The following is a 22,738-nucleotide window of genomic DNA, read 5'->3' as shown; positions in this document are numbered from 1 at the left end:
ATACCTTCCTTTAAATGAATTATCTTTCATGTGCTTCAATGTAATACTATGATTATCTTTGTGTATATGTGTGTACGAATCCGCTTACTTTACGTAACGTCTCTGGTTGCACTTCTGGGAAAACACCGTGTCCTAAATTAAAGATGTGTTTACCGTTCTCCATACCTTGATCTAATATTGGTTTCAATCTCTCTTCAATGACATTCCATGGTGCTAATAAAATTGATGGATCTAAATTACCTTGTAATGTTTTAGTAACGCCTAATTGTTGAGCCTGATTAATAGACGTTCTCCAATCTAGGCCTAATACATCAATCGGCAAATCATTCCATTCATTGATTAAATGACTGGCACCTACACCGAATAGAATTACCGGCACATCATGTTTTTCTTTAACCTCACTGATTAATCGAATCATATGTGGTTTAATGTAACGTCTGTAATCCTCGACATTTAATGCACCTACCCATGAATCGAAAATTTGAATCAATTCGGCACCTGCTTCGACTTGAGCTGTTACATATTTAACAGATACATCGACTAAATGATTCATTAAAGCAAACCATGTTGCTTCATCTCTATACATCATCGCTTTTGTAAAATTGTAATTTTTCGATGGTCCGCCTTCAATCATATATGACGCTAATGTAAATGGTGCCCCAGTAAATCCTATTAGCGGCACATTTAACTTTTCTTCTGTTAAAAGTTTAATTGTATCTAATACATATGGTACATCTCGTTCGGGGTCTATTTGAGAAAGTTTCTCAACATCTTGAATTGTTTTGATAGGATTATGAATCACTGGACCAATACCCGATTTAATTTCTACATCGACACCAATTGGCTTTAATGGTGTCATAATATCTTTGTATAAAATTGCTGCATCTGTATGATAATTATCAACTGGTAAATGTGTAACATAAGCGCACAACTCCGGCTGATGTGTAATATCGAATAGTGAATATTTTTCTTTCAATTTTCGATATTCTGGTTGCGAACGGCCAGCTTGTCGCATAAACCAAACAGGTGTATGTGTCGTTTCTTCACCTTTAATCATTTTCAAAATTGTATTGTTTTTATTATGCACCATAAAGGCCTCCTAAATTAAAATCATTCTTATCTATATTATCATATCGCTCATTCGTTCGTATTTTCAATAAATAAATGTCATAAAACTGACATTAAATTACACATCATTTGTTTGTGTATTTAAATTTTAAAATCTTGATGGATTATCTCCACATTTTTTTGTCTTGCATGATTTATTATAGTAACTTTAACCGTATATTAATAGTGGTAATGACTAGTTTATCGTCGTATAATAAATAAAAACATAAGGGGGACCTTTCATATGAAGAAATTATATACATCTTATGGCACATATGGATTTTTAAATCAGATAAAAATCAATAATCCATCTCATCATTTATTCCAATTTTCAACTGCTGATTCATCGGTGATTTTTGAAGAGACTGAAGAAAATACTGTACTGAAATCACCTTCAATATATGAAGTTATTAAAGAAATAGGCGCATTCAATGAAGATCATTTTTATTGCGCAATTTTTATTCCGTCAACTGAAGACCATGTTTATCAACTTGAAAAGAAATTAATCAGTGTTGATGACAATTTCAAAAACTTTGGTGGCTTTAAAAGTTATCGATTGCTAAGACCTGTTAAAGGTACAACATACAAAATTTACTTTGGCTTTGCTGATCGACAAACTTATGAAGACTTTAAAAATTCTGATGCTTTTAAAGATCATTTTTCAAAAGAAGCATTAAGTCATTACTTTGGTTCAAGTGGACAACATTCAAGTTATTTTGAAAGATATTTATACCCAATAAAAGAATAGATTCGAAGAAAACTTCCATTGGTTATGCTGTTAACGTATAGATGCTAATGTAATCTGAACGCCGTATCATTTGGCTTTCAACATTACATGCACCTTTACAACATACATGCCAATGGAAGTTTTTTAGTCTCGTAATAATGTTTCCTGATATTTTAACTTTTTAATAATACTTCTAATCGTTAATAAACCTACAATATAGAAAATGAGTACAACATAGAATAACGTCATATGTTTTATAATAAATGTCAATGCAAACACAGTACAAATAACAAACATTAATCTATATAAAAACTGTTCATACCCTTTGATTACCTTATCTTCAGGTACAGGCCACACTTGAGGCCATAAGCCATATGCTTGTTGTGAATAAAATTGTGCCATTTGTAACAATATAATATATACAAATAAACACCCAATAATTGCTGTCACTAATGGATATGATAACCAAACTATAAGTAAAACTGCAATAATTACTAACCTAAAGATAATATTAAATGCGTCTCTCCCTCTTATAAAGCTTCTAATAAATAAGAATAAATACATCGCATTAGAGTTAAATTTATTACCCTTTGGAACTGGTAAAAGTATATCTAGATAACTTCTTCTGACTGCAGATTCTTTCAAATGTTTTACATCGGTAAACATATTAACAAATTTATAATAATTCATATGATGTCGATGTTCGATAGCAATCATTTTCTCCCATGGATACAAAAAGCCAGGTTTATATTTTTTAACTAAAAATTCTATTAACACAGGCAAAGCAACCATCACAAATGTGATGTACCATTTTGGAGCTAATAGTAAGTAATATGTTAGAGCAAAGATGATGAATGATATTAAATTAACTTGCCATGTTTTAAGTCCCGATTGATACCATTGCCATCTTAAGCGTAAACCAACATATGGAAAAATTAATGCACTGACTCCAAAACAAATATAAAATGCCACATTATGTTGATTAATATTGTAAAACAACGGGAACATTACAATAACAATAATGAGTTGGATTAAAATGCGCGCAAAGTAGCTATATAAAATCGCATGACGCATAAATTGAGACATGTGTTTTTCAAATGGTAATAAAAAGATTTTATCCGCTTCTTTTAGGAGTGGTCGCATTGGAAAAATGGATGTCAACGCAACAATCACTGCTGCTATTAATGAAAAATTGATATTCGTTGGAATATGTTTTAACCATTCACCATATCCAAAAATAAATGCACCCAGCAAAATAAGTAAAAAGACCATGAAATGACCATTAAATATAAACTTATTATAATAATTTTTCTCTTTACGAAGGGCATGTAATCTTTTATTAAATAATGTGGTCGCTTGGTTACGCATGTACATCTCCACCTTGCGTCACATGAATATATATATCGTCTAACGTTTGATTATGTAAGCCAGTTTGTTGTCTCAATGCTTCTAAATCTCCAAATGCAACGACTTCACCTTCGTCTAGTATGATAAAACGATCACAATAACGTTCAGCTGTTGCTAAAATATGTGTACTCATTAGAACGGTTCTACCTTCGTTTTTCTTTTCAACCATTAAATCTAACATGGATTGAATTCCTAATGGATCTAGGCCAAGGAATGGTTCGTCTATAATATACAATTCGGGATTAACGATAAACGCACAAATAATCATGACTTTTTGTTTCATCCCCTTAGAAAAATGACTCGGAAAAACTTTCAATTCATTTTCTAAACGGAATGTCTTTAATAATGGCATTGCTCGATTCATCGCTTCATCACGATCAATATCATATGCCATTGCTGTCATCTCAATGTGTTCCTCTAATGTGAGTTCTTCGTATATAACCGGTGATTCCGGAATATAAGATAACTTTCTTCTATAAGCCTCTATGTCATCATTAATGTTGATATCTGAAATTGATAGAGATCCTTCCATAGGTGTAAGCAATCCTAGCATATGTTTAATCGTTGTACTCTTACCAGCGCCATTAAGGCCAATAAGTCCAACGATTTCGCCTTTGTTTAATTCAAAATTTATATCTTTAATTACAGGGCGTTTTCCATATCCACCTGTAAGCTGTTCTACTTTAACTGTCATAAGGCACCTCCATGACTTATATTGTACCAAAAATTATAAAATGCTCATATTAAATACACATATCCTAATATCGAATTTTTAGCGACAATGTTATAATGAATGGTAATACAAGTTGAAAAGGAGTGTAGTCATCATGTCAGAAACAATTTTCGGCAAAATTTTAACTGGAGAAATTCCTAGCTTTAAAGTATATGAAGACGATTATGTCTATGCCTTTTTAGATATATCACAAGTTACTAAAGGACATACGTTATTAATTCCTAAAAAAGCTTCTGCTAATATCTTTGAAACTGATGAAGAAACAATGAAACATATCGGCGCAGCATTACCTAAAGTAGCAAATGCTATTAAGCGTGCATTTAATCCTGATGGTTTAAACATTATTCAAAATAATGGTGAGTTTGCAGATCAATCGGTATTTCATATTCATTTCCACTTAATTCCTCGATATGAAAATGATATTGATGGATTTGGTTATAAGTGGGAAACACATGAAGATATTTTAGATAACGATGCAAAACAACAAATTGCTGAACAAATTCAAGCACAATTTTAAATGTATGCTTAATCTAAGCTCGAACGGGTATAATATGATTAATATTATAACAATTGCGTTTGAAGTGATAACATCAAGGTTAGCAATTTTAAACAAAATGAGTTATTAAGATAACAGATGTTAAAAGTGAGGAGAATATAAATGAAAGCATCACGCATTCTATTCGGTATCGGTGTTGGCGTAGCAGCTGGTTTTGTAGTTGCACTTCAAGGACGTGACGACAAAAGTGTCAAGAACAACACGATTGATCGTACTGCCCCTACTGGTTCAAAATCAGAACTACAACGTGAATTTGAAACGATTAAACAAAGTTTTAATGACATTTTAAACTATGGTGTTCAAATTAAAAACGAAAGTGCGGAATTTGGTAGTTCAATCGGTGGTGAAATTAAGTCATTACTTGGAAACTTCAAATCTGACATCAATCCTAATATTGAACGTTTACAGTCACACATCGAAAATTTACAAAATCGTGGCGAGGATATTGGAAACGAAATTTCTAAGTAGCACGTTTACGTTCTCGATCACAACTATTTTTATTAGTAACAGCATATTTATTTTTTAAAATTAAATGCCAAATAAACGAGATGACATTAGAAATTAGATATTTCTTGTCATCTCTTTTTTATGGCTCGAATGAATGTTTGATTACCAATTACAGTAAGACGTTGTTTGTAGTGATTTTCCCTTAAATCATATTTATGAATTGATTGAAAATATTGCTTAGGATTCATTGTGTTATCCTTGCACTTTGATTACGCTTTACTTAAATCATTATCGACAAACAACATACTTATATTTTCACTGAGCCGAACCTTATATGCACATTACATATACCTTACTTCCACAAATTATTAATCTGGTATTTATTATAATTACATATCACTATATTTTTAGCATTTGTATGACTTAGTTAGTTAAAAGATGCTTTTGCATATGCCCTGCCATATCCATTTTTTATATTATTCAAGTTTTCAAATACTCATGTCACACGCGCCTTTTTCATAAGTGATGCTTTATTAGCAAAAATATGTGTTCGCAGAAATTTGTTCTGCATTCTACTTCTACGCTAGTCAATCAGCCAATTTTACCAATCCCACTTTCGCGTTTCAAATCAAACAATACGTCGCCCCTTTCTTCATATATAACAAATCTTCTAACATGATATGTTACTATTGAATTACTGAACCTGAGTTAGTTATAATCTAACTTATATTGAAAAGAGATGAGGCGTAAGATATGTTTTTATGTAAAAGACAAATTGATATCAATGCACGATTTGGTTTGCCTAGAATTGCATTTATGAGTGCAGTTGCAACCATCATTATGTTTTTAGTTAGTTATGAAGTAATGTATTTTTTATCTAATACGCCGTTATCAGATAGACATTTTCTCATCTTTTTATTACTTGTATTTATGACGTATCCATTACATAAAAGTATACATTTATTATTTTTCTTACCATATAGAAAATCGTTTAAAGTTCATAAGTTGACTAAAAGAAAATGGCTTATATTCTATAATACCTACGTCAATCAACCTGTACACAAATTTTATTTTTGCATTAACTTAATATTGCCGTTAATTATCTTATCTGCAATGTTCGTTTATCTAACAATTTCATTCCCGCAATATGGACATTATTTTATGTTCTTATTGGCATTGAATTTCGGTATTTCCATTACAGATTTATTATATTTAAAAATAATTATATTTTCTAATTATGGACAATATATAGAAGAACATAGTACAGGTATTAATATTTTGAAAAAAATTAAAAATCCATATCATTTATAACAAAATAATTATAGCAAGGTGTTATTATTTGTTTTCAGGCTATGTAATAGCTTACAATCAAATGTATATAGACCTTGTTTTTTTATTTTCATCAATTTCTACCCCTAAACCTAATGCTCTAGTCTGATGTCATGGGTTATTGATTGGTGATAATATAAAACTATGTTATATTCACGATGATTAACTTACAAAGGAGTTTCAACTATGAAGATGATAAACAAATTAATCGTTCCGGTAACAGCTAGTGCTTTATTATTAGGCGCTTGTGGCGCTAGTGCCACAGATTCTAAAGAAAATACATTAATTTCTTCTAAAGCTGGAGATGTAACAGTTGCAGATACAATGAAAAAAATCGGTAAAGATCAAATTGCAAATGCATCGTTTACTGAAATGTTAAATAAAATTTTAGCTGATAAATATAAAAATAAAGTTAATGATAAGAAGATTGACGAACAAATTGAAAAAATGCAAAAGCAATACGGCGGTAAAGATAAATTTAAAAAGGCCCTTCAACAGCAAGGTTTAACAGCCGATAAATATAAAGAAAATTTACGTACTGCTGCTTATCATAAAGAATTACTATCAGATAAAATTAAAATCTCTGATTCTGAAATTAAAGAAGACAGCAAGAAAGCTTCACACATTTTAATTAAAGTTAAATCTAAGAAAAGCGACAAAGAAGGCTTAGATGATAAAGAAGCGAAACAAAAAGCTGAAGAAATTCAAAAAGAAGTTTCAAAAGATCCAAGTAAATTTGGTGAAATCGCTAAAAAAGAATCAATGGATACTGGTTCAGCTAAAAAAGATGGCGAATTAGGTTATGTTCTTAAAGGACAAACTGATAAAGATTTTGAAAAAGCACTATTTAAACTTAAAGATGGTGAAGTATCAGACGTTGTTAAATCAAGCTTTGGATATCATATTATTAAAGCTGATAAACCAACAGACTTTAACAGTGAAAAACAAAGCCTGAAAGAAAAATTAGTCGATCAGAAAGTACAAAAAAATCCAAAATTATTAACTGATGCATACAAAGATCTATTAAAAGAATACGATGTTGACTTTAAAGATCGTGATATTAAATCAGTTGTCGAAGATAAAATCTTAAACCCTGAAAAACTTAAACAAGGTGGCGCACAAGGCGGACAATCCGGCATGAGCCAATAACACAAAACCGAGCGACCGTGGTTTAAAAATCATACCACGGCCGCTCGGTTTTTTCGCATTAAAAATCGGACAGATGAGCTCATGTTTCAGTATACTCATCTGTCCGATATCTTTTAATTCTTAATCGAGTGATTCAGGATTGTAGAATCTACGATTTTCAAGACCAAATATTTTATCTGTAAACTGACCCTTGTCAGTTTTTTTATAAGCCTTTTCAAACATATTCATTCTAGCATCGATATTATCGATATAGCATAAAATTTCTGCTTCTTTTAAGTATGGCAGCTTTGGCGAACCATACTCTAACTTACCATGATGAGATAAAATCATATGTCTTAACAACATGATTTCTTCTCCTTCAATGTTCAATTCACGAGCTGCTTCAACTACTTCATCACTCGCAATCGAGATGTGTCCTAATAAATTACCTTCGACTGTATACGACGTCGCAACAGGACCACTCAATTCTCTAACTTTACCAATATCATGCAAAATAATACCACTATATAACAAACTTTTGTTTAACAATGGATAAATGTCACAAATTGATTTTGCAATACGTAACATCGTTAATACATGATAGCTTAAGCCACTCGCAAAGTTATGATGATGAGAACTAGCAGCTGGATATGTGTAAAATCGTTCTTGATATTTTTTCAATAAATGACGTGTGATACGTTGTAAATTAGCATTTTCAATATCTAGCAAATAATGAGAAATCTCTTCTTGTATTTCTGCCGGTGATAAAGGTGCACCATCTACAAATTGTTCTGTTTTTAATTGATCTTCAGTTGTCGCTAGTCTAATTTGGTTGACTTTCATCTGTTTATTTCCGCGATAGTTTATGATGTCACCTTTAACATGTACAATTTCTTCAGGCTTGATTGTTGCCATATCATTTTTTGTAGCCGTCCAAAATTTCGCTTCAATTTCACCACTTTTATCTTGCAAATGTAATGTCATATAATCTTTACCTTGTGCTGTTACACCCTGTGTAGCTTTATGCACTAAGAAAAAGTGATCAACTGAATCTCCGGGATTTAGATTCTCTATATTTCTCATCGTTTCCCGCCTTCCTCTATTTTGTTTAATGTAATCACTTCTTTTGATGGAACAATATTATCTTTTACACATGTAAAGTATAGTACTTGATAGTGTTCTGATAATGATCGTAAATAATTCAACATTTTTTCAGTACGTTTTTTATCAAAATGAACAAATGCATCATCAACAATTAATGGGAACGGATAATATGGTCGTAGTACCTTAATTAAACTGATACGTAAAGCTACATAAAGTAATTCTTTTGTAGATTGACTTAGTTCAACAGGATCATATAATTGACCATTAACATGTTTAACCGTAATTGAATCTTCATTATAGTTAATCATCGTATATCTGCCATCTGTTAAATGCTTCAATATTTCTACCGCTTCATTAATAACTTGAGGCAAACGTTTATCTTTAATTTGTTTAATGTGTTCATCAACTAAACTTTGTAAATAACTTAAACTTGCCCAATCTTTTGCGATATCATTAAGTTGATTTTTAAGACTGTGATATTCATGTCTTAAATTAGCAAGCGTTGTATCAGTTTCCATGTGATTGATTTGTGCACTTAAATCACTGACTTGTGCTTGCATTTCAAGATATTGCTCATTATATTCGTCAACTTGAGTAGCCAATAAATGATCTTCTTCTTCAAGTTGTGCTGTTGTTTTTTCACTTAAACTAGAACTTAATTCATAAGAATAGTTTTGGTTCTCAAGATATTTTGTTAAATCATTAAAACGACTCAAATTACTAGTGTATGTTTGGTAATCTTCATGATGTTGGTAAAAATCTTCTTCAGTACCAACATTGATAAAATCGAATAGTGCTGTAATTTCTTTATTATTTTCTTCTAATTGAGCATTTAAATGATTTAATTCATTTGTAACAAGTTTGGTATTTTCAGCATTAATACGCCATTTTTCATTCGTGTCTTCAGCTGATTTCAACCATTGTTGCACATCGTGGAATAAAGATAATTTGTTGAAATAAACAAATTGTGATTTTGTTACAGCTTCAGCATGATTGTAGAATGTATCTAATTCTTGAACCAATTGCTGGCGTTGTTGATTTAAATCACTGATATGTTGATCTAATGCTTTAATATTCGCCATTGTAGAAATACTATCAACAATTAAATCATTTGAAATTTTAGATGATAAGTATAATTCATCCTTAACGTTTTCAACTGTCGATTGTAATTCATCATGACGCCCTTTCGCATCATTTAAACGACCTTCAATATACTGACGTTTCTCTTCTAAAATATCTTTATTTTTCAAAGCTTGTTGCCAGTGATCACGAATGCGATATTGCTCATCAAGATCAAAATCTAAGTCATAGTTTTCATCTAAAATGGCTAGTTGTGCTTTAATTACTTCGATTTCATCTGTGATGGCCTCGCTATAATATACTTCTTTTGATTTAGACATGATGATACCGATAACAAATACTAAAGTTAATACTGCGAAAATAATACCAAACAACATGTTGTTTGAAATAAATGAGAAGACAGTTAAACCAATACCTACTAATGTTAAAAGAATAAACGTTGTTCGTAACAATTTTTGACGTTTTTGTTTTTCTTGTTGCTCAATTTCGAAACGTTCTTTCAACTTGCTATACAAGTTCTCTTTTTCGTTTAATTCAATGACTTGTTGTGAGTATTCTTTTTTCTTTTCAAAAGTCTCTTCAGGAACTATTTTTTCTTCAACAGAATCTAGTTCGCTATGAACCGCATTATCTTCGATTTTATTTTCTTCTAAACTACGTTCTAATTGCTTAATGTATGCCGCTTGTTCTTGTTTATTCTTGATTTGCTCACTGACATAACTTTTCATTGCCTCAGAGCTATCTACGTCATGATGCGTTTCAGACCAACCAATATTTGCTTGCAATTCATCTTTATCACGTTGTTTATTCGCAATATCCTTTTCGATTGCAGTAAGTTCAAATTCTTTATTTTTAATTTCATTTTCTTGTTGATTCAAACTAATGAAGGCGTCAATATCAGATTGTTTAACTGGCTCTAATTGAGTCGCTTCTTCTTTAAGTTGAGCTAAACGCTCATTTCTTAAACCAATATCTCTTTCTAACGATTGCTTATGCGCTCGTGCTTTTTCGTAACGATCTACACCTTTTTCTGGGAATGTGATTGGCTCAATATTTAACTGTTGTTCTAGAGACTTCCATTCTTGTGAATGATCATGTAAAGCAACCTCTTTTTGTTTTTCTTCATGCATTTTTGATAATTGATTTAAATTATGCTTTAAATTCTCTAATCGACGTGATGATTTATCTCGATCATCTACTAAACGATGATATGTTTCTAGTTTAGCTTCTTCTTCACGAATTTGACTTTCTAGTTGTTTTAATTGCTCAATTTGTTGATTAATAATCGGATTTTTACCTGATTTTTTATATAATTCATCTTTTTTACGATTAATCACTTCGCGCATTGACGTGAATTCAGTTGATCCTAAAGCCCCTGCTTGTAATAAATAATCTTGCAATTGTTTTTCATTTAGATTTCTATGAATGTCTTGAAGCCCTAGTACATCAAATGAAAAGATACCTTGATATGTCTTTTTAGAAATATAATTAAGTTTCTTTTGTAACCAAGCATCATCACGCACAGCACCATTAGGTAAATATACTTTCACATCACCTTGAGCACTGCCTTTAATTCGTTCAACTTCAATCTCTAAGCCATCATCAAGAATAAGTACTAATTTACCACCGTATTGGTTACCTAGACGTGGTTCTAGTCTTGGCTCTTTAGACTTTTTAGTTGGAAAACCAAATAATATCGAATGGATGAATGCTTGAATCGTCGATTTACCCGCTTCATTTTCACCAAAAATTTCAGTGAAGTTTTTATTAAATTCAATTTTACGTTGAACAAATTGACCGTAACCATAAATTTCAAGTGATTTAATTATCATTTTGTTCACCTCTCATTTCAGCTTTTAATATTTCTTCAGCACGATTAACTAATGCTGTATGGTCGAATGTTCCATAATCGTCTAGGAACTTAGATGCCCTTGGATTTAAATATAAGTCTGACATCGCTTTATCAAAAACAGTTTGATCGACTAATAATTCCGCTGAAAATTCATTAACTAAAGGTGACTCATCATTTTGTGCATATTGTATTTTTAACTCATCAATATATACAAATTGATTTTCGTTTTCTTCATAATCTGTAATCATTTCTTCAACTTGTAATAAATCTTGAGGTGAAATTAATGTCTCACTATTAATAACAAGCGTTAAACGATAAAAGGCTTTCCCTTCTTCTCTCACTTGTTCTTTAAAGTTTTGAATGACCTCGTATAAACCTTGCTTAGATGTCTTATCCGTTTCAATAGTTGCTTCTTCAAATCTAATATACTGTGTAGGATAAAATTTAGTTTTTAATTTTAAGTGGTCACCCTCGATTAATAAGCAACCTTTTTCACCTTGCTCATTAAAATGTCTACCTTGAATATTACCTGAATAGTTAATTACAGGCATATCACTTAATTGTTGACGTTCATGTATATGACCTAAAGCCCAATAATGATACAATTTACTGTTTAAATCTTCTAAAATGAACTCGGTATATCTTTCGTTAACTGAAGATTTACTGTACGTACCATGCAAGACACCAATATGTATGCCTTTTTGGCCTTGACTTGATGGATATTCATCAATCTTGTTCTCATAACTTGCTCTATTTTCATAACTAAATCCGTGAATATAAATTGTTTCACCAGATTTAGTAATTGCTTCATACGTCTCAACTTTATTTGAAAATACAGAAACATTATCTGGCCAGTTTGATGAAATCTTTGATGATAATGGGTCGTGATTACCATGACAAACATAAACAAAGATTTGTTCATTTTGTAAACGTTCAAATTGCTGTTTTAAGAAAATTTCAGCACGTAATGTTCTGTTTTCACTATCAAACAAATCACCCGCGATAATTACAAAATCAACATCTTGTTGTAATGCAATATCTACAATGTTTTTAAAGCTTTCATAAGCACTTTTTTGAACATCCTCAAAAATTTTAGGGCTTATATGACTCTTAGATTTGAAAGGACTATCTAAATGTAAATCCGAACAATGAATAAATTTAACCATACATCCATATCTCCTTAATTAAAGGTTCTAACATCAATTTTGCAAAATCCAACTATACAAAGCATTCTAATCACTATATTCATACTTATTAGTGATTCATTAGCTGATTTATTAAAACCAGTCGCCATTTTTATTTTTATTTCGTTAAAAAATTATTATCTACACAATAATAAAGTGCTTTAGTCAAATCGTGATGTTTTATTTATTAACAAGTTTATTATTTCTTCATTTTACCATAATACGCTTCATATCGTCGATGAACATATGAAATTGAGACACATTTATAACAGTTTAAAATTTTATTTGTAGCGTGCGTTGATTTTTTTCAAAAATTTCAGTCGAAAATGTAATTTCCGTAATTGTTAACACCGCTAGTGAACCAACTGATACATTAAAGATTTACATGATTACTCTACTAGATTTGCTTGGCAGTAATGACCAATTAGAAGCTAAATGTCAAAACTATCATTGCACTTAATACGCCAAACATTTTCAAGCCGTTCTTAATGAGTCATTAAAAGTGAAACACTTTTCCATCAGTCCGATACATGACCGAACTAATAGTATTATGCTCAAAATTTTACACTCCAAAATGCAAAAAGGAAGTTAGGACACGTTTACTAGCCTAACTTCCGTTATCAAGCTCATCCGCCCGTTTTGGCATAGAGCCAATATTGTTTGATTGCCCAGCTTCAGTCGTCCGTTCTGAGCTAAAGTTAAGACATGTTTAATAACCTAACTTCCGATATTGAACGCATCTGCCCAATTTGACAGGGGGCCTCCAACTTCCGTTATCAAAACTAAAAAAACTACCCACAAAGTCTAGGACTCTGTCGGCAGTTTATTCCTCTATTTAAAGGATTGAAAAATATTATTTTAATATTAGTCAGCGTAAATTTCGTCTAATGGTTTAACGATAATTTGGTTGATTTCTTGGAATACTTGACTCATTTTTTGTTCAGCATTCATTAATGCAGAGATGTTTTCATCTTTTTCAATTGCTTGCGCTTGTTCTTGCGCTTTTTGTAAATCTTCTTCAGCAATTTCTTCACCTTGCATTTGTTTTTGTTGGAAGTTAATTTGAGTTTCACGGAACTCGTCGAATAACTTTTTAGATTCTTCGTTAGCTTTTACATTAGCGAATGCTTCTTTGATTGCTTTGTATTCTTCGCTTTCTCTTAAAGCTTGTTCTAATTGATTTGCATAATCATATAAATTTACTGCCATGGTTATAGCACTCCTTTGTTGTGATGTTTATTAAAACGTTCGATATTACTTTACCACATCTCGCTTTTTTAGACAAAGATTGCAACCAAACCTTGGAAAAATCCAATAATACCACCTAAAATGAAACCTAATGACATAATCAACTTTAGTTCTTTGTTAGCAATTTCTATAATTAATTTTTCAATATAATCTAAGTCAAACGTATTAATTTGTTCTTCAATTAATCCTCGTAAATCCACTTTTTTCATAATTGTAGATAAGTGAATCGATAATTGTTCAATGATTAAATTTGCTAATTTGCTAGAGAGTTGACTTTCTAAATAATCAACAAATTGAGGCATTAACGTAACCACTGGCTTATTCGCTTGTTTGCTTGCATATGTTGTTACATACATTGATAGATTTTCAGCGATTTCATTAAACTGCGACGTATCTAACAGTTTATTCAATGATTTATCTTTAAAAGTTTGATATTCATTGGTAATTAACGATGTCACAATTGCTCTTGCTTTAGGATGAGATGTTAGACGTATAAGTTCTTGTTGAATTCGATCTGCAATGCTCTCTTTTGTCATAAACATTTGCAACATACCAATTAACTTACCTTTCTCATTGAAAAAAGTATCCAACATATCATTAATATCTTGTGTGCCTTTTGCAGATGATAAATAATTTCTTGCACGATCACATAATAAGTCTGTTGCGTTATCTACATGCTGATCTAAAAATGTTACAAGTTGATTTGGCAATAAAGATGCTATTGTTTGGTTTTGATGCTTTGTATAATAATTATTCAATTGTGATGCAATATATTGATTTCCATTAGTTTGTAATACTTGTTCTAAATCAATATCGATTTGAGAAGTAATTTGTTTAATTGACAATTGATCTTTCGTCAACTTTTGTAACTGCTGTTGAATCATAGATTCTATTGCTTGCTGTGATTGCTCGCTTTTTAATTTTTCATTAATTAAAGTTTCTGTAAGCAAATGCTCTTCAATCACTTGGCCAATTTTAGTTGCAATTTCTTCGCGTCTTTTCGGTATTAAACCTGGTGTAAATGGGACTCTAAATTTAAATATATAGTATGGTTTAAAGGGGTGAAACAGCATTCTAATTGCAATTACATTAGTAACACCACCAATTATCGCCCCTACTACAATCATAAATATGATAATAAATAGTGCATTCATAATTTTGACTCCTTTATGACAACATAGTTATTCATTATACCACTATTTTTATTTTTTAATTCATTAATCATTTCACTTTCTGCTCAATTTATTATTAGTTTACATACAAAAAGCGATGCCTCACCTCTCGAAACAGGTGTGTTACATCGCTTTTATTATTTATTAAAAGTATATAGGCCTAGATATGTACTAATTCTTCTTTAGCATTTCTGTTAAAGTATGTTTCAGCTTCTCTCATTTTAGAAGTACCGAAAATTGGTTGGTTATCTGGATTTAATACACGATAAATATTGCTTACTTTGTTACTTTGTAAAATGTACCCATTACGAGTCTCAATGTTATTCCAATAAATATCACTTGTTGGTGCATGGTTTGGATATGCACAGTGATTTCTTGAAATTGTTTGAACGATTTCTAATGGATCACAGCCAAATGTACTGTTTAATACTTCAGAGTCTCTGAATAATGCACAAATTGAAATACAAGTTGTCCAGTTTGGTAATACTCTCTCTTTTTCGATTTGTACTAAAGTCTTTTTAGAAAGTCCAATTGTTTGCGCCATAGTATCTTGCGTATAACCAGCCTCTATACGAACCATTTTAAATTTTGTTTGAATTAAATCTGTAAAACTCTGTCTATCCATTCTGTTATCTACCTTTCTGTTTGGGGAATTTTATCCGGACACAAGAAATTGCAATAATACACATTTCTTGAAACACAGATTACATCTTAATATATTTTTAATAAAATGAAAAGAGTCAATTTCACATTTGTATTAAATTTTGATCAAGTCAACAAAAGTTAAGTTTACTTCATAATGAAACAAAAGTAAACGAAGTTAAATTTTATGCATTATGTCTACATTTGATAAAACTTACACTTTTATTATGATATCAAATTTACAAAGAAAACTGTATAATAAATGCTATCGCTGTAAAAAAAATCTAAATAAATCGATTAAAAATTGTCGATTTTTTGACGAAGCTACATCAACGCAACTTTAAATCAACTTATTTTCCATTGCATAAATTGCTGCTTGTGTACGATCGCTAACTTGTAATTTACTAAATATATGACTGACATGTGTTTTAATTGTTTTTTCAGATACAAATAAAGTTTCTGCTATCTCTTTATTTGTTTTACCTTTAACCATTTCACGTAACACTTCAATTTCTCTCTTTGACAACTTATTCGTGTAGTGTGGTTTTTGGCTAACTGTTTCGAATACATCTTGTGCCTTAGGATGTATCATTTTTTCACCGTTCATAACTCGTCTAATAGTTTCAATTAATTGCTGAGGCTCAACGTCTTTCATTTCATAACCATCAGCACCTTTATTGATTGCTGAAATTACATGTTCATCATCAACATAACTTGTTAATACCAAAACTTTAATATCCGGATAATGTGCCTTAATATATTCCGTAATTTCAATACCATTCATGCCAGGCATCACTAAATCTAATAGCACAATATCAGGATGCTCATGCTCTTTTAAATATTCTAAAAATGTTTCTCCATCTGCAAAGTCTTGTAAAACTTCTATGTTTTCAATCGTGGATAATAAAAATCGCAATCCTTGTCGCACAATATAATGGTCATCTACTAATATTACTTTGTTCATGGGTTATCTCCTTAAATCAAGCTATTTTATAGGAATTGTAAATTGTATTTGTGTACCCTTTGTTGGCTGAGAATGAAAGGTCACTTTACCTCTTAATAATTTAACTCTTTGTTTTATGTTATTTATACCGTGTGATGAAGCTATCTGAACATTATCGATCTCAAATCCTTGACCATAATCAATCACGTCAATATATAGTATATCGTTCATTTGTTTTAATGTAAGATCCATTTTATTCGTATCAGCATGTTTCTTAACATTATTAATACACTCTTGTAATGCTCTGTATATGTTTTCTTCGATTTCATTAGATAAATCGATTAAACCTTCTACATTTACATTTAATTGTATATGCATTAATTTACTATATGCTGTCAAAGCATGAATTAAGCCTTGCTCAAGTCCAACTGGCTTAAGTTGCCAAATCAATGCACGCATTTCATTAACGGCATTTTGACTCGTTTCCTCAATCGTCTTGAAAGCTTGTTTAGCAATGGATTCGTTTGACATGCCATACGCAGCATGTGCTGTTAGTTTTACAGAAAATAACATTTGATTTACTGAATCATGTAAATCTCTAGCTAAACGATTACGTTCATTAATTTTTGCTGCTTCTTTTTCACGGTCTGTTAAATAAATACGTTTGATGGCTGACCCTAATTGAAATGCGACAGACTCTAGCAACTCTAAATCTTCATCACTATAAATTTCAGTATTTGGTGACGCTACATTTAAAATGCCGAATTGTTCTTGACCCGATTTAAGTGGTACCGTTGCATGATGTGTAATATTGTCATTTTGGCTAGGAAATGCTTTAGAGGCTAAGTTAATACGAGAACAATTGACGATATTCGACGCTTTCATTAGCCTACGTTGATTAAATGCTTTCACACACCAACAAGACCCATCTTTAATATAGTGACAGTGGTCTGCTGTCAAAGATTGTGGTAAAGCCACATGTGATACAAGTTCATGTTCACCTACGCTATTGATGAAAAATATCCAGCCTGTCGTGAAATTACTGCCCTCAATTAAATATTTTAACGCACCTTGGGTCATGCTATACATTTCAGTTTCTTCATTTAAAAATTCGGCAATCTCTTTTAATAAAGCTAGTCGCGTCCTTTGTTCCATCAAATCGCTCCAATTCATTTTTACGTGTATTAACTATTATACATTGAGTTATTATATTTTTAAATCTTAGACGTGAACATGATAAAATGGCCTTGATTACTTAATAGTTATATTTCGGAGAACTGATTTGTGATATGATATTAAAGACTATAGGAGGATTTTATGAAATTTAAAATACCAGAAAACTTTAATGACTTAAGTTTACGAGATATTTTCCAACAACTTAAGGTACCTAAAAAAGATTTACATCATTTAAATATGTCTAAAGATATTACTATTAATGATAAACCTGCGCGATTAATGGATAAAGTGCGTACTGGCGACGATGTATTTGTTCCAACCATCGATGAAAAAAGTAATTATGTTCCAAGTTATCGTTATGCACAAATTAAATACGAAGATGATGATATGGCAATCGTAATGAAACCTAAAGGTGTTAAGACCCACCCTAATGATTTAAAAGAAAGCAATACTTTAATGAATCATGTGATTTACACGGTTGATAGCGATTATGTCGAACCAATTCATCGACTGGACCAGGAAACAGTAGGATTATTAATTGTTGCTAAAAATCCTTTAATGAAAAAAATTCTTGATCGCATGTTAGAAGACAATGATATTACGCGGATATACAAAGCAAATGTTAAGGCACTTTTACCTTTAAAACCACAAACGATTGATATGCCAATTGGTAAAGATAAATTCCATTCGAATAAACGACGTGTGTCTCCTACTGGACAGCGTGCAATTACACACATTTTAACTTCAAAAATGATAAAAGAAACTGTGTGCCAACTTGAAATCAAGTTGGATACTGGACGTACTCATCAAATTCGTGTGCATTTAGCTGAAATTGGTCACCCAGTTATTGGTGATCCTTTATACGGTGATTCAACGTTAAGACAATTAGAACTTGAAAGTTACAAAATAGAGTTTGTGCATCCCTTGACTAAGGAAGTCATTTCCGTTTCTTTGGATGACTAATTTGTTTAGTTTGGCATGATATTTAAATATGCAATACTGCATTGTAACTAAATCAAGTATCAACTTAAATCGGATAGATGGAAAATTATTAATTTTTTCAGATGTTCGGTTTTTTTATGTTTTTTACGACCTTAGGATTTTATATTTTGAATGTATTTGGATTTATAGCATCCTTGGATAATGACTTGTAGTCTTTTTCAACTGCGTTACGTGTATCTAAGGACAATACATGACATCATAAGATTTTTATCACATATTGTTTGGTCAATACATGTACAACAATTCATCAAATAAAAAATAGGTTCTATAATAAAATGGAATCCATGAAAAGTTTTTCCTTTCATGGCTCTATATCAAATCGGACTTATAAGTTCAATTTGACATAGACAAAAAAATAAAGCTTGAACACTACATCTACCTGTAATGCCCAAACTTTATTTTATATTAATATTTAATTAATGAGGATCTACCATATCTTCTGGTTTAATCCATGCTTCAAATTGTTCTTCTGTAACATATCCAGTTTGAATTGCAGATTCTTTTAAAGTTAAACCTTCTTTATGGGCTTTCTTAGCAATTTGAGCAGCTTTTTCATAACCAATATGTGGATTTAATGCAGTAACTAACATTAATGATTGATTTAAATAATTATCAATATTCTCTTCGATTGGTTCAATGCCCACTGCACAATTGTTATTAAATGTTTCCATTCCGTCAGCTAAAAGGTAAATTGATTGTAGTGTATTATGCATAATAACTGGTTTATAAACATTCAATTCAAAGTTACCTTGTGAACTTGCGAAGCCAACAACTGTATCATTACCCATTACTTGGACTGCAACCATTGTTAACATTTCACATTGTGTAGGATTAACTTTACCAGGCATAATTGATGAACCTGGTTCATTTTCAGGGATAGAAATTTCTGCCAAACCAGCTCGTGGCCCTGAAGCCAACCATCTCACATCATTAGCAATTTTCATTAAGTCTCCTGCTAGCGCCTTCAATGTTCCGTGTAGTTGTACTACTTCATCATGTGCTGTTAATGCATGGAATTTATTTTCAGAAGATACAAATGGATAACCCGTATTTTCAGAAATATACTGTGCCACTTTATCACCAAACTCAGGATGTGCATTAATACCTGTACCAACAGCTGTACCACCGATGGCAAGATTTAAAATGTGCTTCTTAGATTCAGATAACATTGTTTCGCAACGGTCAAGCATATAACGCCAGCCACTAATCTCTTGTCCTAGTTTGATCGGCGTTGCATCTTGTAAATGTGTACGACCAATTTTTATAATTGAATCAAATTTATCTTCTTTTTCTTTCAAAGTATTTCTTAAAAGTTTTAATGCAGGTTCTAATTTTGTTTCAACCTCTTGATATAGTGCAACATGCATAGCAGTTGGGAATGTATCATTCGAACTTTGTGATTTATTTACATCATCATTTGGGTGGATACTTTCATCACTATGATGATCTTTTAAATACATATTAGCAACATAACTTACTACTTCGTTCACATTCATATTACTTTGTGTACCGCTTCCTGTTTGCCATACAACTAGTGGGAAGTGTTCATCTAATTCACCTGATAAAATTTGATCACATGCGTATACAATGGCATCTTTCTTTGCCTCGCTTAATTTTCCTAAATCAAAATTAGCTAATGCTGCTGCACGCTTTAGTTGTGCAAAACCATAAACTACTTCGATTGGCATACGCTCTTTACCAACTGGGAAATTACGTTTACTTCTTTCTGTTTGAGCACCCCAATATTTATCTGCAGGTACTTCTATTTCTCCAAAAGTATCATGTTCAATTCTTACTGACATTCAATTTCTCCCCTTATCACTGTTTATTTAACTGTAGTATATCATTAAATAATTTAATTGAGCAATTTATGATTAAAACGTTTTCATAATTTGAAATAAAAATACACTAATCGCACGTGCCCACCCTTTATTACAGTGATACGGTCATACGATTAGTGTGTTATCTATCATTATTTAGTTAATGTTGAACTAAGTTTAATTACGATACTTTGTTTTAGTAGCTTCAACCGTAGCAATAGCTGTAAGTATATATAATACAGCACTAACAATTGTCGTATATGGATTTAGAGCAACAAGCGTACCTAATACTCCTGTTAAACTCGCATAAAACCCATCAAGTGTATAATACAATATTCCTGTTATTAATAAACAACAAATTACACTTATTACAATACCTGATTGATTACTTTTAATGAATGTTTGCGCATTAACATCATCGATTAATCCTTTTGATAAATTGAGTTGTAATTTTATTACTTTGAAAATAATAGGTAAATATAATGCCCCAATTGCCAATGGAAATGCTTTAATTGATATTAAACTTATAATAACTGTTGCTATCAATAATTGAATCCAGTATTTTCCTAACATAAATATATAAATCTCCTCTAATTTCATTCTTCAATAGCATATCATAATCTTGGCATATTAAGAAACGCGGTTTAATGATTTCATTAAAAATATTACTGATAGATGACTTCTTTCAATTATGTCTGGAGTAATTAATTATCAATTCTGTTTAAATGGTGTTTTAAAATTTAAAATTGAATTTTTGATATATTACTATGTCTAGTACACAAATCAATATTCTATGCTCTACAAAGTTATATTGGCAGTAGTTGACTGTAGTCCCCAACATTGAAGCTTCGGCATGTCAGCTTACTATTTCATGCAAGCTGGCGGGGCCACAACACAGTGGAATTGGATTTCCAATTTCTACTGACATTGCAAGTTGGGGAACGACCCCAACATAGTGAAATCGGATTTCCAATTTCTACAGACATTGCAAGTTGGGGAACGGGTCCAACATAGAAGCTGGCGGAAAGTCAGCTTCTGTGAATATAATAAAAAAGCTAGGTAACAAAATGCTACCTAACTTCATATTCAAGATTATCAATCCTATTTGATATAGGTTCTATACTATTCATTGTTTACATGATAAATAGCTGTATATTACACAATTATAATACTTTACTGACTGTCTTCTTCAGAATTCTTTTCTTGATCATTTTGATCAGAAATTTGTTCCATTTCTTTACCTAATTCTTTTAAATCTTCAAAATCAGTTACCATACTGTTTTCTTCTTCATGATAATTTAATTTTGGATCTTTGTCTTTAGACATAATCAATACCTCACAGATTTTTAATTAAGCAAAGCGTGACGTAAAGTAAGCTTTAACATCTTCGGGTAAACCTGCAGCCGCTTCTTTATCAAGAATAACATTTACCATTCTATGTGCTTTTAAATCGGCTGGTTCAAAGCTTGTTTTACCATTTTCTTGATATAATTTTTCAACTACATCTCGTTTATTAGCACCAGTCACTACTAAGAAAATTTCTCTTGCTTCCATTAGTCCTTGACGAATACTAACATTTAACTTACCTTGCTCATCGATAGAAACAACTTGTAATGTTAATTTCCCTTTATTTTCTTTAGTTTTAATCTTATCAGCGATTAATTCGATTGCATCTTTTTCATAAGCAATTGGATAAACTTGACCTGCTGGTACACCTAACGCTTCGAAATATGATTTTTTATCGTCATAATCTAAAATATTTATTTGGCTAAAATCAACAGCATGTTTTTCAATATTTTTCTTTAATTCATCTAGTACTGGCGCTTGATCAGTATCTAAATGAAAACCTGCAATTGTAGTAGGATTATTGTTAAATTGCTTTCTAATAATATCAGCAGCATATTCTGCTACAAGTTGACTATTGTCAAAGACTTTAAAGTTCATTGCCATGATTTCTACACTCCTCTTAGTTTGCATTTTACATAAAAACGGCGATATTAATAATTATTATACCCTAACTTTCAATATATCAAACCATTTAACTTTAACATGCTTATACTCTAAATATAGCACTTAAGCAT

General features: G+C 31.2%; 22 protein-coding genes. 6 read left to right on the top strand and 16 right to left on the bottom strand.

Annotation, left to right across the window (positions count from 1 at the left end):
• Positions 1-52: 52 nt before the first annotated feature.
• On the bottom strand, positions 53-1,090 hold the full coding sequence (gene hemE / locus NST10_RS00905; protein ID WP_000233541.1) for a uroporphyrinogen decarboxylase: 1,038 nt from the start codon (positions 1,088-1,090) through the stop codon (positions 53-55).
• Complete coding sequence (locus tag NST10_RS00900) at positions 1,080-1,166, bottom strand: hypothetical protein (protein ID WP_031875110.1); 87 nt, start codon at positions 1,164-1,166, stop codon at positions 1,080-1,082. The genes hemE and NST10_RS00900 overlap by 11 nt, the downstream gene beginning before the upstream one ends.
• Positions 1,167-1,351: 185 nt before the next feature.
• On the opposite strand from NST10_RS00900, the gene traP reads away from it, so the two are divergent.
• On the top strand, positions 1,352-1,855 hold the full coding sequence (gene traP / locus NST10_RS00895) for a signal transduction protein TRAP (RefSeq protein WP_000737983.1): 504 nt from the start codon (positions 1,352-1,354) through the stop codon (positions 1,853-1,855).
• A 123-nt stretch (positions 1,856-1,978) separates the two neighbouring features.
• Here traP and NST10_RS00890 read toward each other — a convergent pair whose 3' ends face one another.
• Complete coding sequence (locus tag NST10_RS00890) at positions 1,979-3,202, bottom strand: ABC transporter permease (protein ID WP_001245763.1); 1,224 nt, start codon at positions 3,200-3,202, stop codon at positions 1,979-1,981.
• Positions 3,195-3,935, bottom strand: coding sequence for an ABC transporter ATP-binding protein (locus tag NST10_RS00885; protein ID WP_000216874.1), 741 nt, complete (start codon positions 3,933-3,935; stop codon positions 3,195-3,197). Before NST10_RS00885 ends, NST10_RS00890 begins: the two co-directional genes overlap by 8 nt.
• 133 nt (positions 3,936-4,068) lie before the next feature.
• On the opposite strand from NST10_RS00885, the gene NST10_RS00880 reads away from it, so the two are divergent.
• The 4 genes from NST10_RS00880 to NST10_RS00865 all read left to right on the top strand — a co-directional run bounded on the left by NST10_RS00880 (position 4,069) and on the right by NST10_RS00865 (position 7,455).
• Positions 4,069-4,491 (top strand): HIT family protein, encoded by a 423-nt coding sequence (locus NST10_RS00880; protein WP_000004981.1) that lies wholly within the window; start codon positions 4,069-4,071, stop codon positions 4,489-4,491.
• 141 nt (positions 4,492-4,632) lie between these two features.
• Positions 4,633-4,998: a YtxH domain-containing protein gene (locus NST10_RS00875; RefSeq protein WP_000648118.1), complete on the top strand. Its 366-nt coding sequence runs from the start codon at positions 4,633-4,635 to the stop codon at positions 4,996-4,998.
• A 732-nt stretch (positions 4,999-5,730) separates the two neighbouring features.
• Entirely contained in the window at positions 5,731-6,288 is a 558-nt protein-coding gene (locus NST10_RS00870; protein ID WP_000477959.1) for a DUF3267 domain-containing protein, read from the top strand.
• A 204-nt stretch (positions 6,289-6,492) separates the two neighbouring features.
• On the top strand, positions 6,493-7,455 hold the full coding sequence (locus NST10_RS00865; RefSeq protein WP_000782130.1) for a foldase protein PrsA: 963 nt from the start codon (positions 6,493-6,495) through the stop codon (positions 7,453-7,455).
• A gap of 120 nt (positions 7,456-7,575) precedes the next feature.
• On the opposite strand, the gene yhaM is transcribed toward NST10_RS00865, so the two are convergent.
• From yhaM to NST10_RS00825, 8 genes are all read right to left on the bottom strand, one after another.
• On the bottom strand, positions 7,576-8,517 hold the full coding sequence (yhaM, locus tag NST10_RS00860) for a 3'-5' exoribonuclease YhaM (RefSeq protein WP_001244175.1): 942 nt from the start codon (positions 8,515-8,517) through the stop codon (positions 7,576-7,578).
• Positions 8,514-11,450 (bottom strand): ATP-binding protein, encoded by a 2,937-nt coding sequence (locus NST10_RS00855; RefSeq protein ID WP_000584639.1) that lies wholly within the window; start codon positions 11,448-11,450, stop codon positions 8,514-8,516. Before NST10_RS00855 ends, yhaM begins: the two co-directional genes overlap by 4 nt.
• Entirely contained in the window at positions 11,440-12,636 is a 1,197-nt protein-coding gene (locus NST10_RS00850; protein WP_000238227.1) for an exonuclease SbcCD subunit D, read from the bottom strand. Before NST10_RS00850 ends, NST10_RS00855 begins: the two co-directional genes overlap by 11 nt.
• An 882-nt stretch (positions 12,637-13,518) precedes the next feature.
• On the bottom strand, positions 13,519-13,863 hold the full coding sequence (locus NST10_RS00845; protein WP_000290301.1) for a YlbF/YmcA family competence regulator: 345 nt from the start codon (positions 13,861-13,863) through the stop codon (positions 13,519-13,521).
• 68 nt (positions 13,864-13,931) lie between these two features.
• On the bottom strand, positions 13,932-15,056 hold the full coding sequence (locus tag NST10_RS00840) for a DUF445 domain-containing protein (protein WP_000992536.1): 1,125 nt from the start codon (positions 15,054-15,056) through the stop codon (positions 13,932-13,934).
• Between the two features lie 178 nt (positions 15,057-15,234).
• Positions 15,235-15,699: a helix-turn-helix transcriptional regulator gene (locus NST10_RS00835; protein ID WP_000375864.1), complete on the bottom strand. Its 465-nt coding sequence runs from the start codon at positions 15,697-15,699 to the stop codon at positions 15,235-15,237.
• A 357-nt stretch (positions 15,700-16,056) separates the two neighbouring features.
• Complete coding sequence (locus tag NST10_RS00830; protein WP_001045133.1) at positions 16,057-16,680, bottom strand: response regulator transcription factor; 624 nt, start codon at positions 16,678-16,680, stop codon at positions 16,057-16,059.
• A 21-nt stretch (positions 16,681-16,701) separates the two neighbouring features.
• Complete coding sequence (locus tag NST10_RS00825) at positions 16,702-17,814, bottom strand: GAF domain-containing sensor histidine kinase (protein ID WP_000437967.1); 1,113 nt, start codon at positions 17,812-17,814, stop codon at positions 16,702-16,704.
• 162 nt (positions 17,815-17,976) lie between these two features.
• Between NST10_RS00825 and NST10_RS00820 the strand changes: the two genes are divergently transcribed.
• A complete protein-coding gene (locus tag NST10_RS00820; RefSeq protein ID WP_339210603.1) occupies positions 17,977-18,798 on the top strand; it encodes an RluA family pseudouridine synthase in 822 nt (273 codons plus the stop codon).
• Between the two features lie 455 nt (positions 18,799-19,253).
• Here NST10_RS00820 and fumC read toward each other — a convergent pair whose 3' ends face one another.
• The 4 genes from fumC to NST10_RS00800 form a co-directional block, all read right to left on the bottom strand.
• Positions 19,254-20,639: a class II fumarate hydratase gene (gene fumC, locus NST10_RS00815; protein ID WP_000116227.1), complete on the bottom strand. Its 1,386-nt coding sequence runs from the start codon at positions 20,637-20,639 to the stop codon at positions 19,254-19,256.
• Between the two features lie 195 nt (positions 20,640-20,834).
• Complete coding sequence (locus NST10_RS00810) at positions 20,835-21,230, bottom strand: hypothetical protein (RefSeq protein WP_000901019.1); 396 nt, start codon at positions 21,228-21,230, stop codon at positions 20,835-20,837.
• Between the two features lie 600 nt (positions 21,231-21,830).
• Positions 21,831-21,983, bottom strand: a complete 153-nt coding sequence (locus NST10_RS00805; protein ID WP_000031108.1) for an SAS053 family protein — start codon at positions 21,981-21,983, stop codon at positions 21,831-21,833.
• 24 nt (positions 21,984-22,007) lie between these two features.
• Complete coding sequence (locus NST10_RS00800; RefSeq protein ID WP_001251219.1) at positions 22,008-22,607, bottom strand: glucosamine-6-phosphate isomerase; 600 nt, start codon at positions 22,605-22,607, stop codon at positions 22,008-22,010.
• Positions 22,608-22,738: the final 131 nt, after the last annotated feature.

The sequence above is a fragment of the Staphylococcus sp. FSL W8-0305 genome (genome assembly GCF_037966415.1).
GTDB lineage: Bacteria > Bacillota > Bacilli > Staphylococcales > Staphylococcaceae > Staphylococcus > Staphylococcus aureus.
This window is presented reverse-complemented; position numbering and strand designations above follow the sequence as displayed.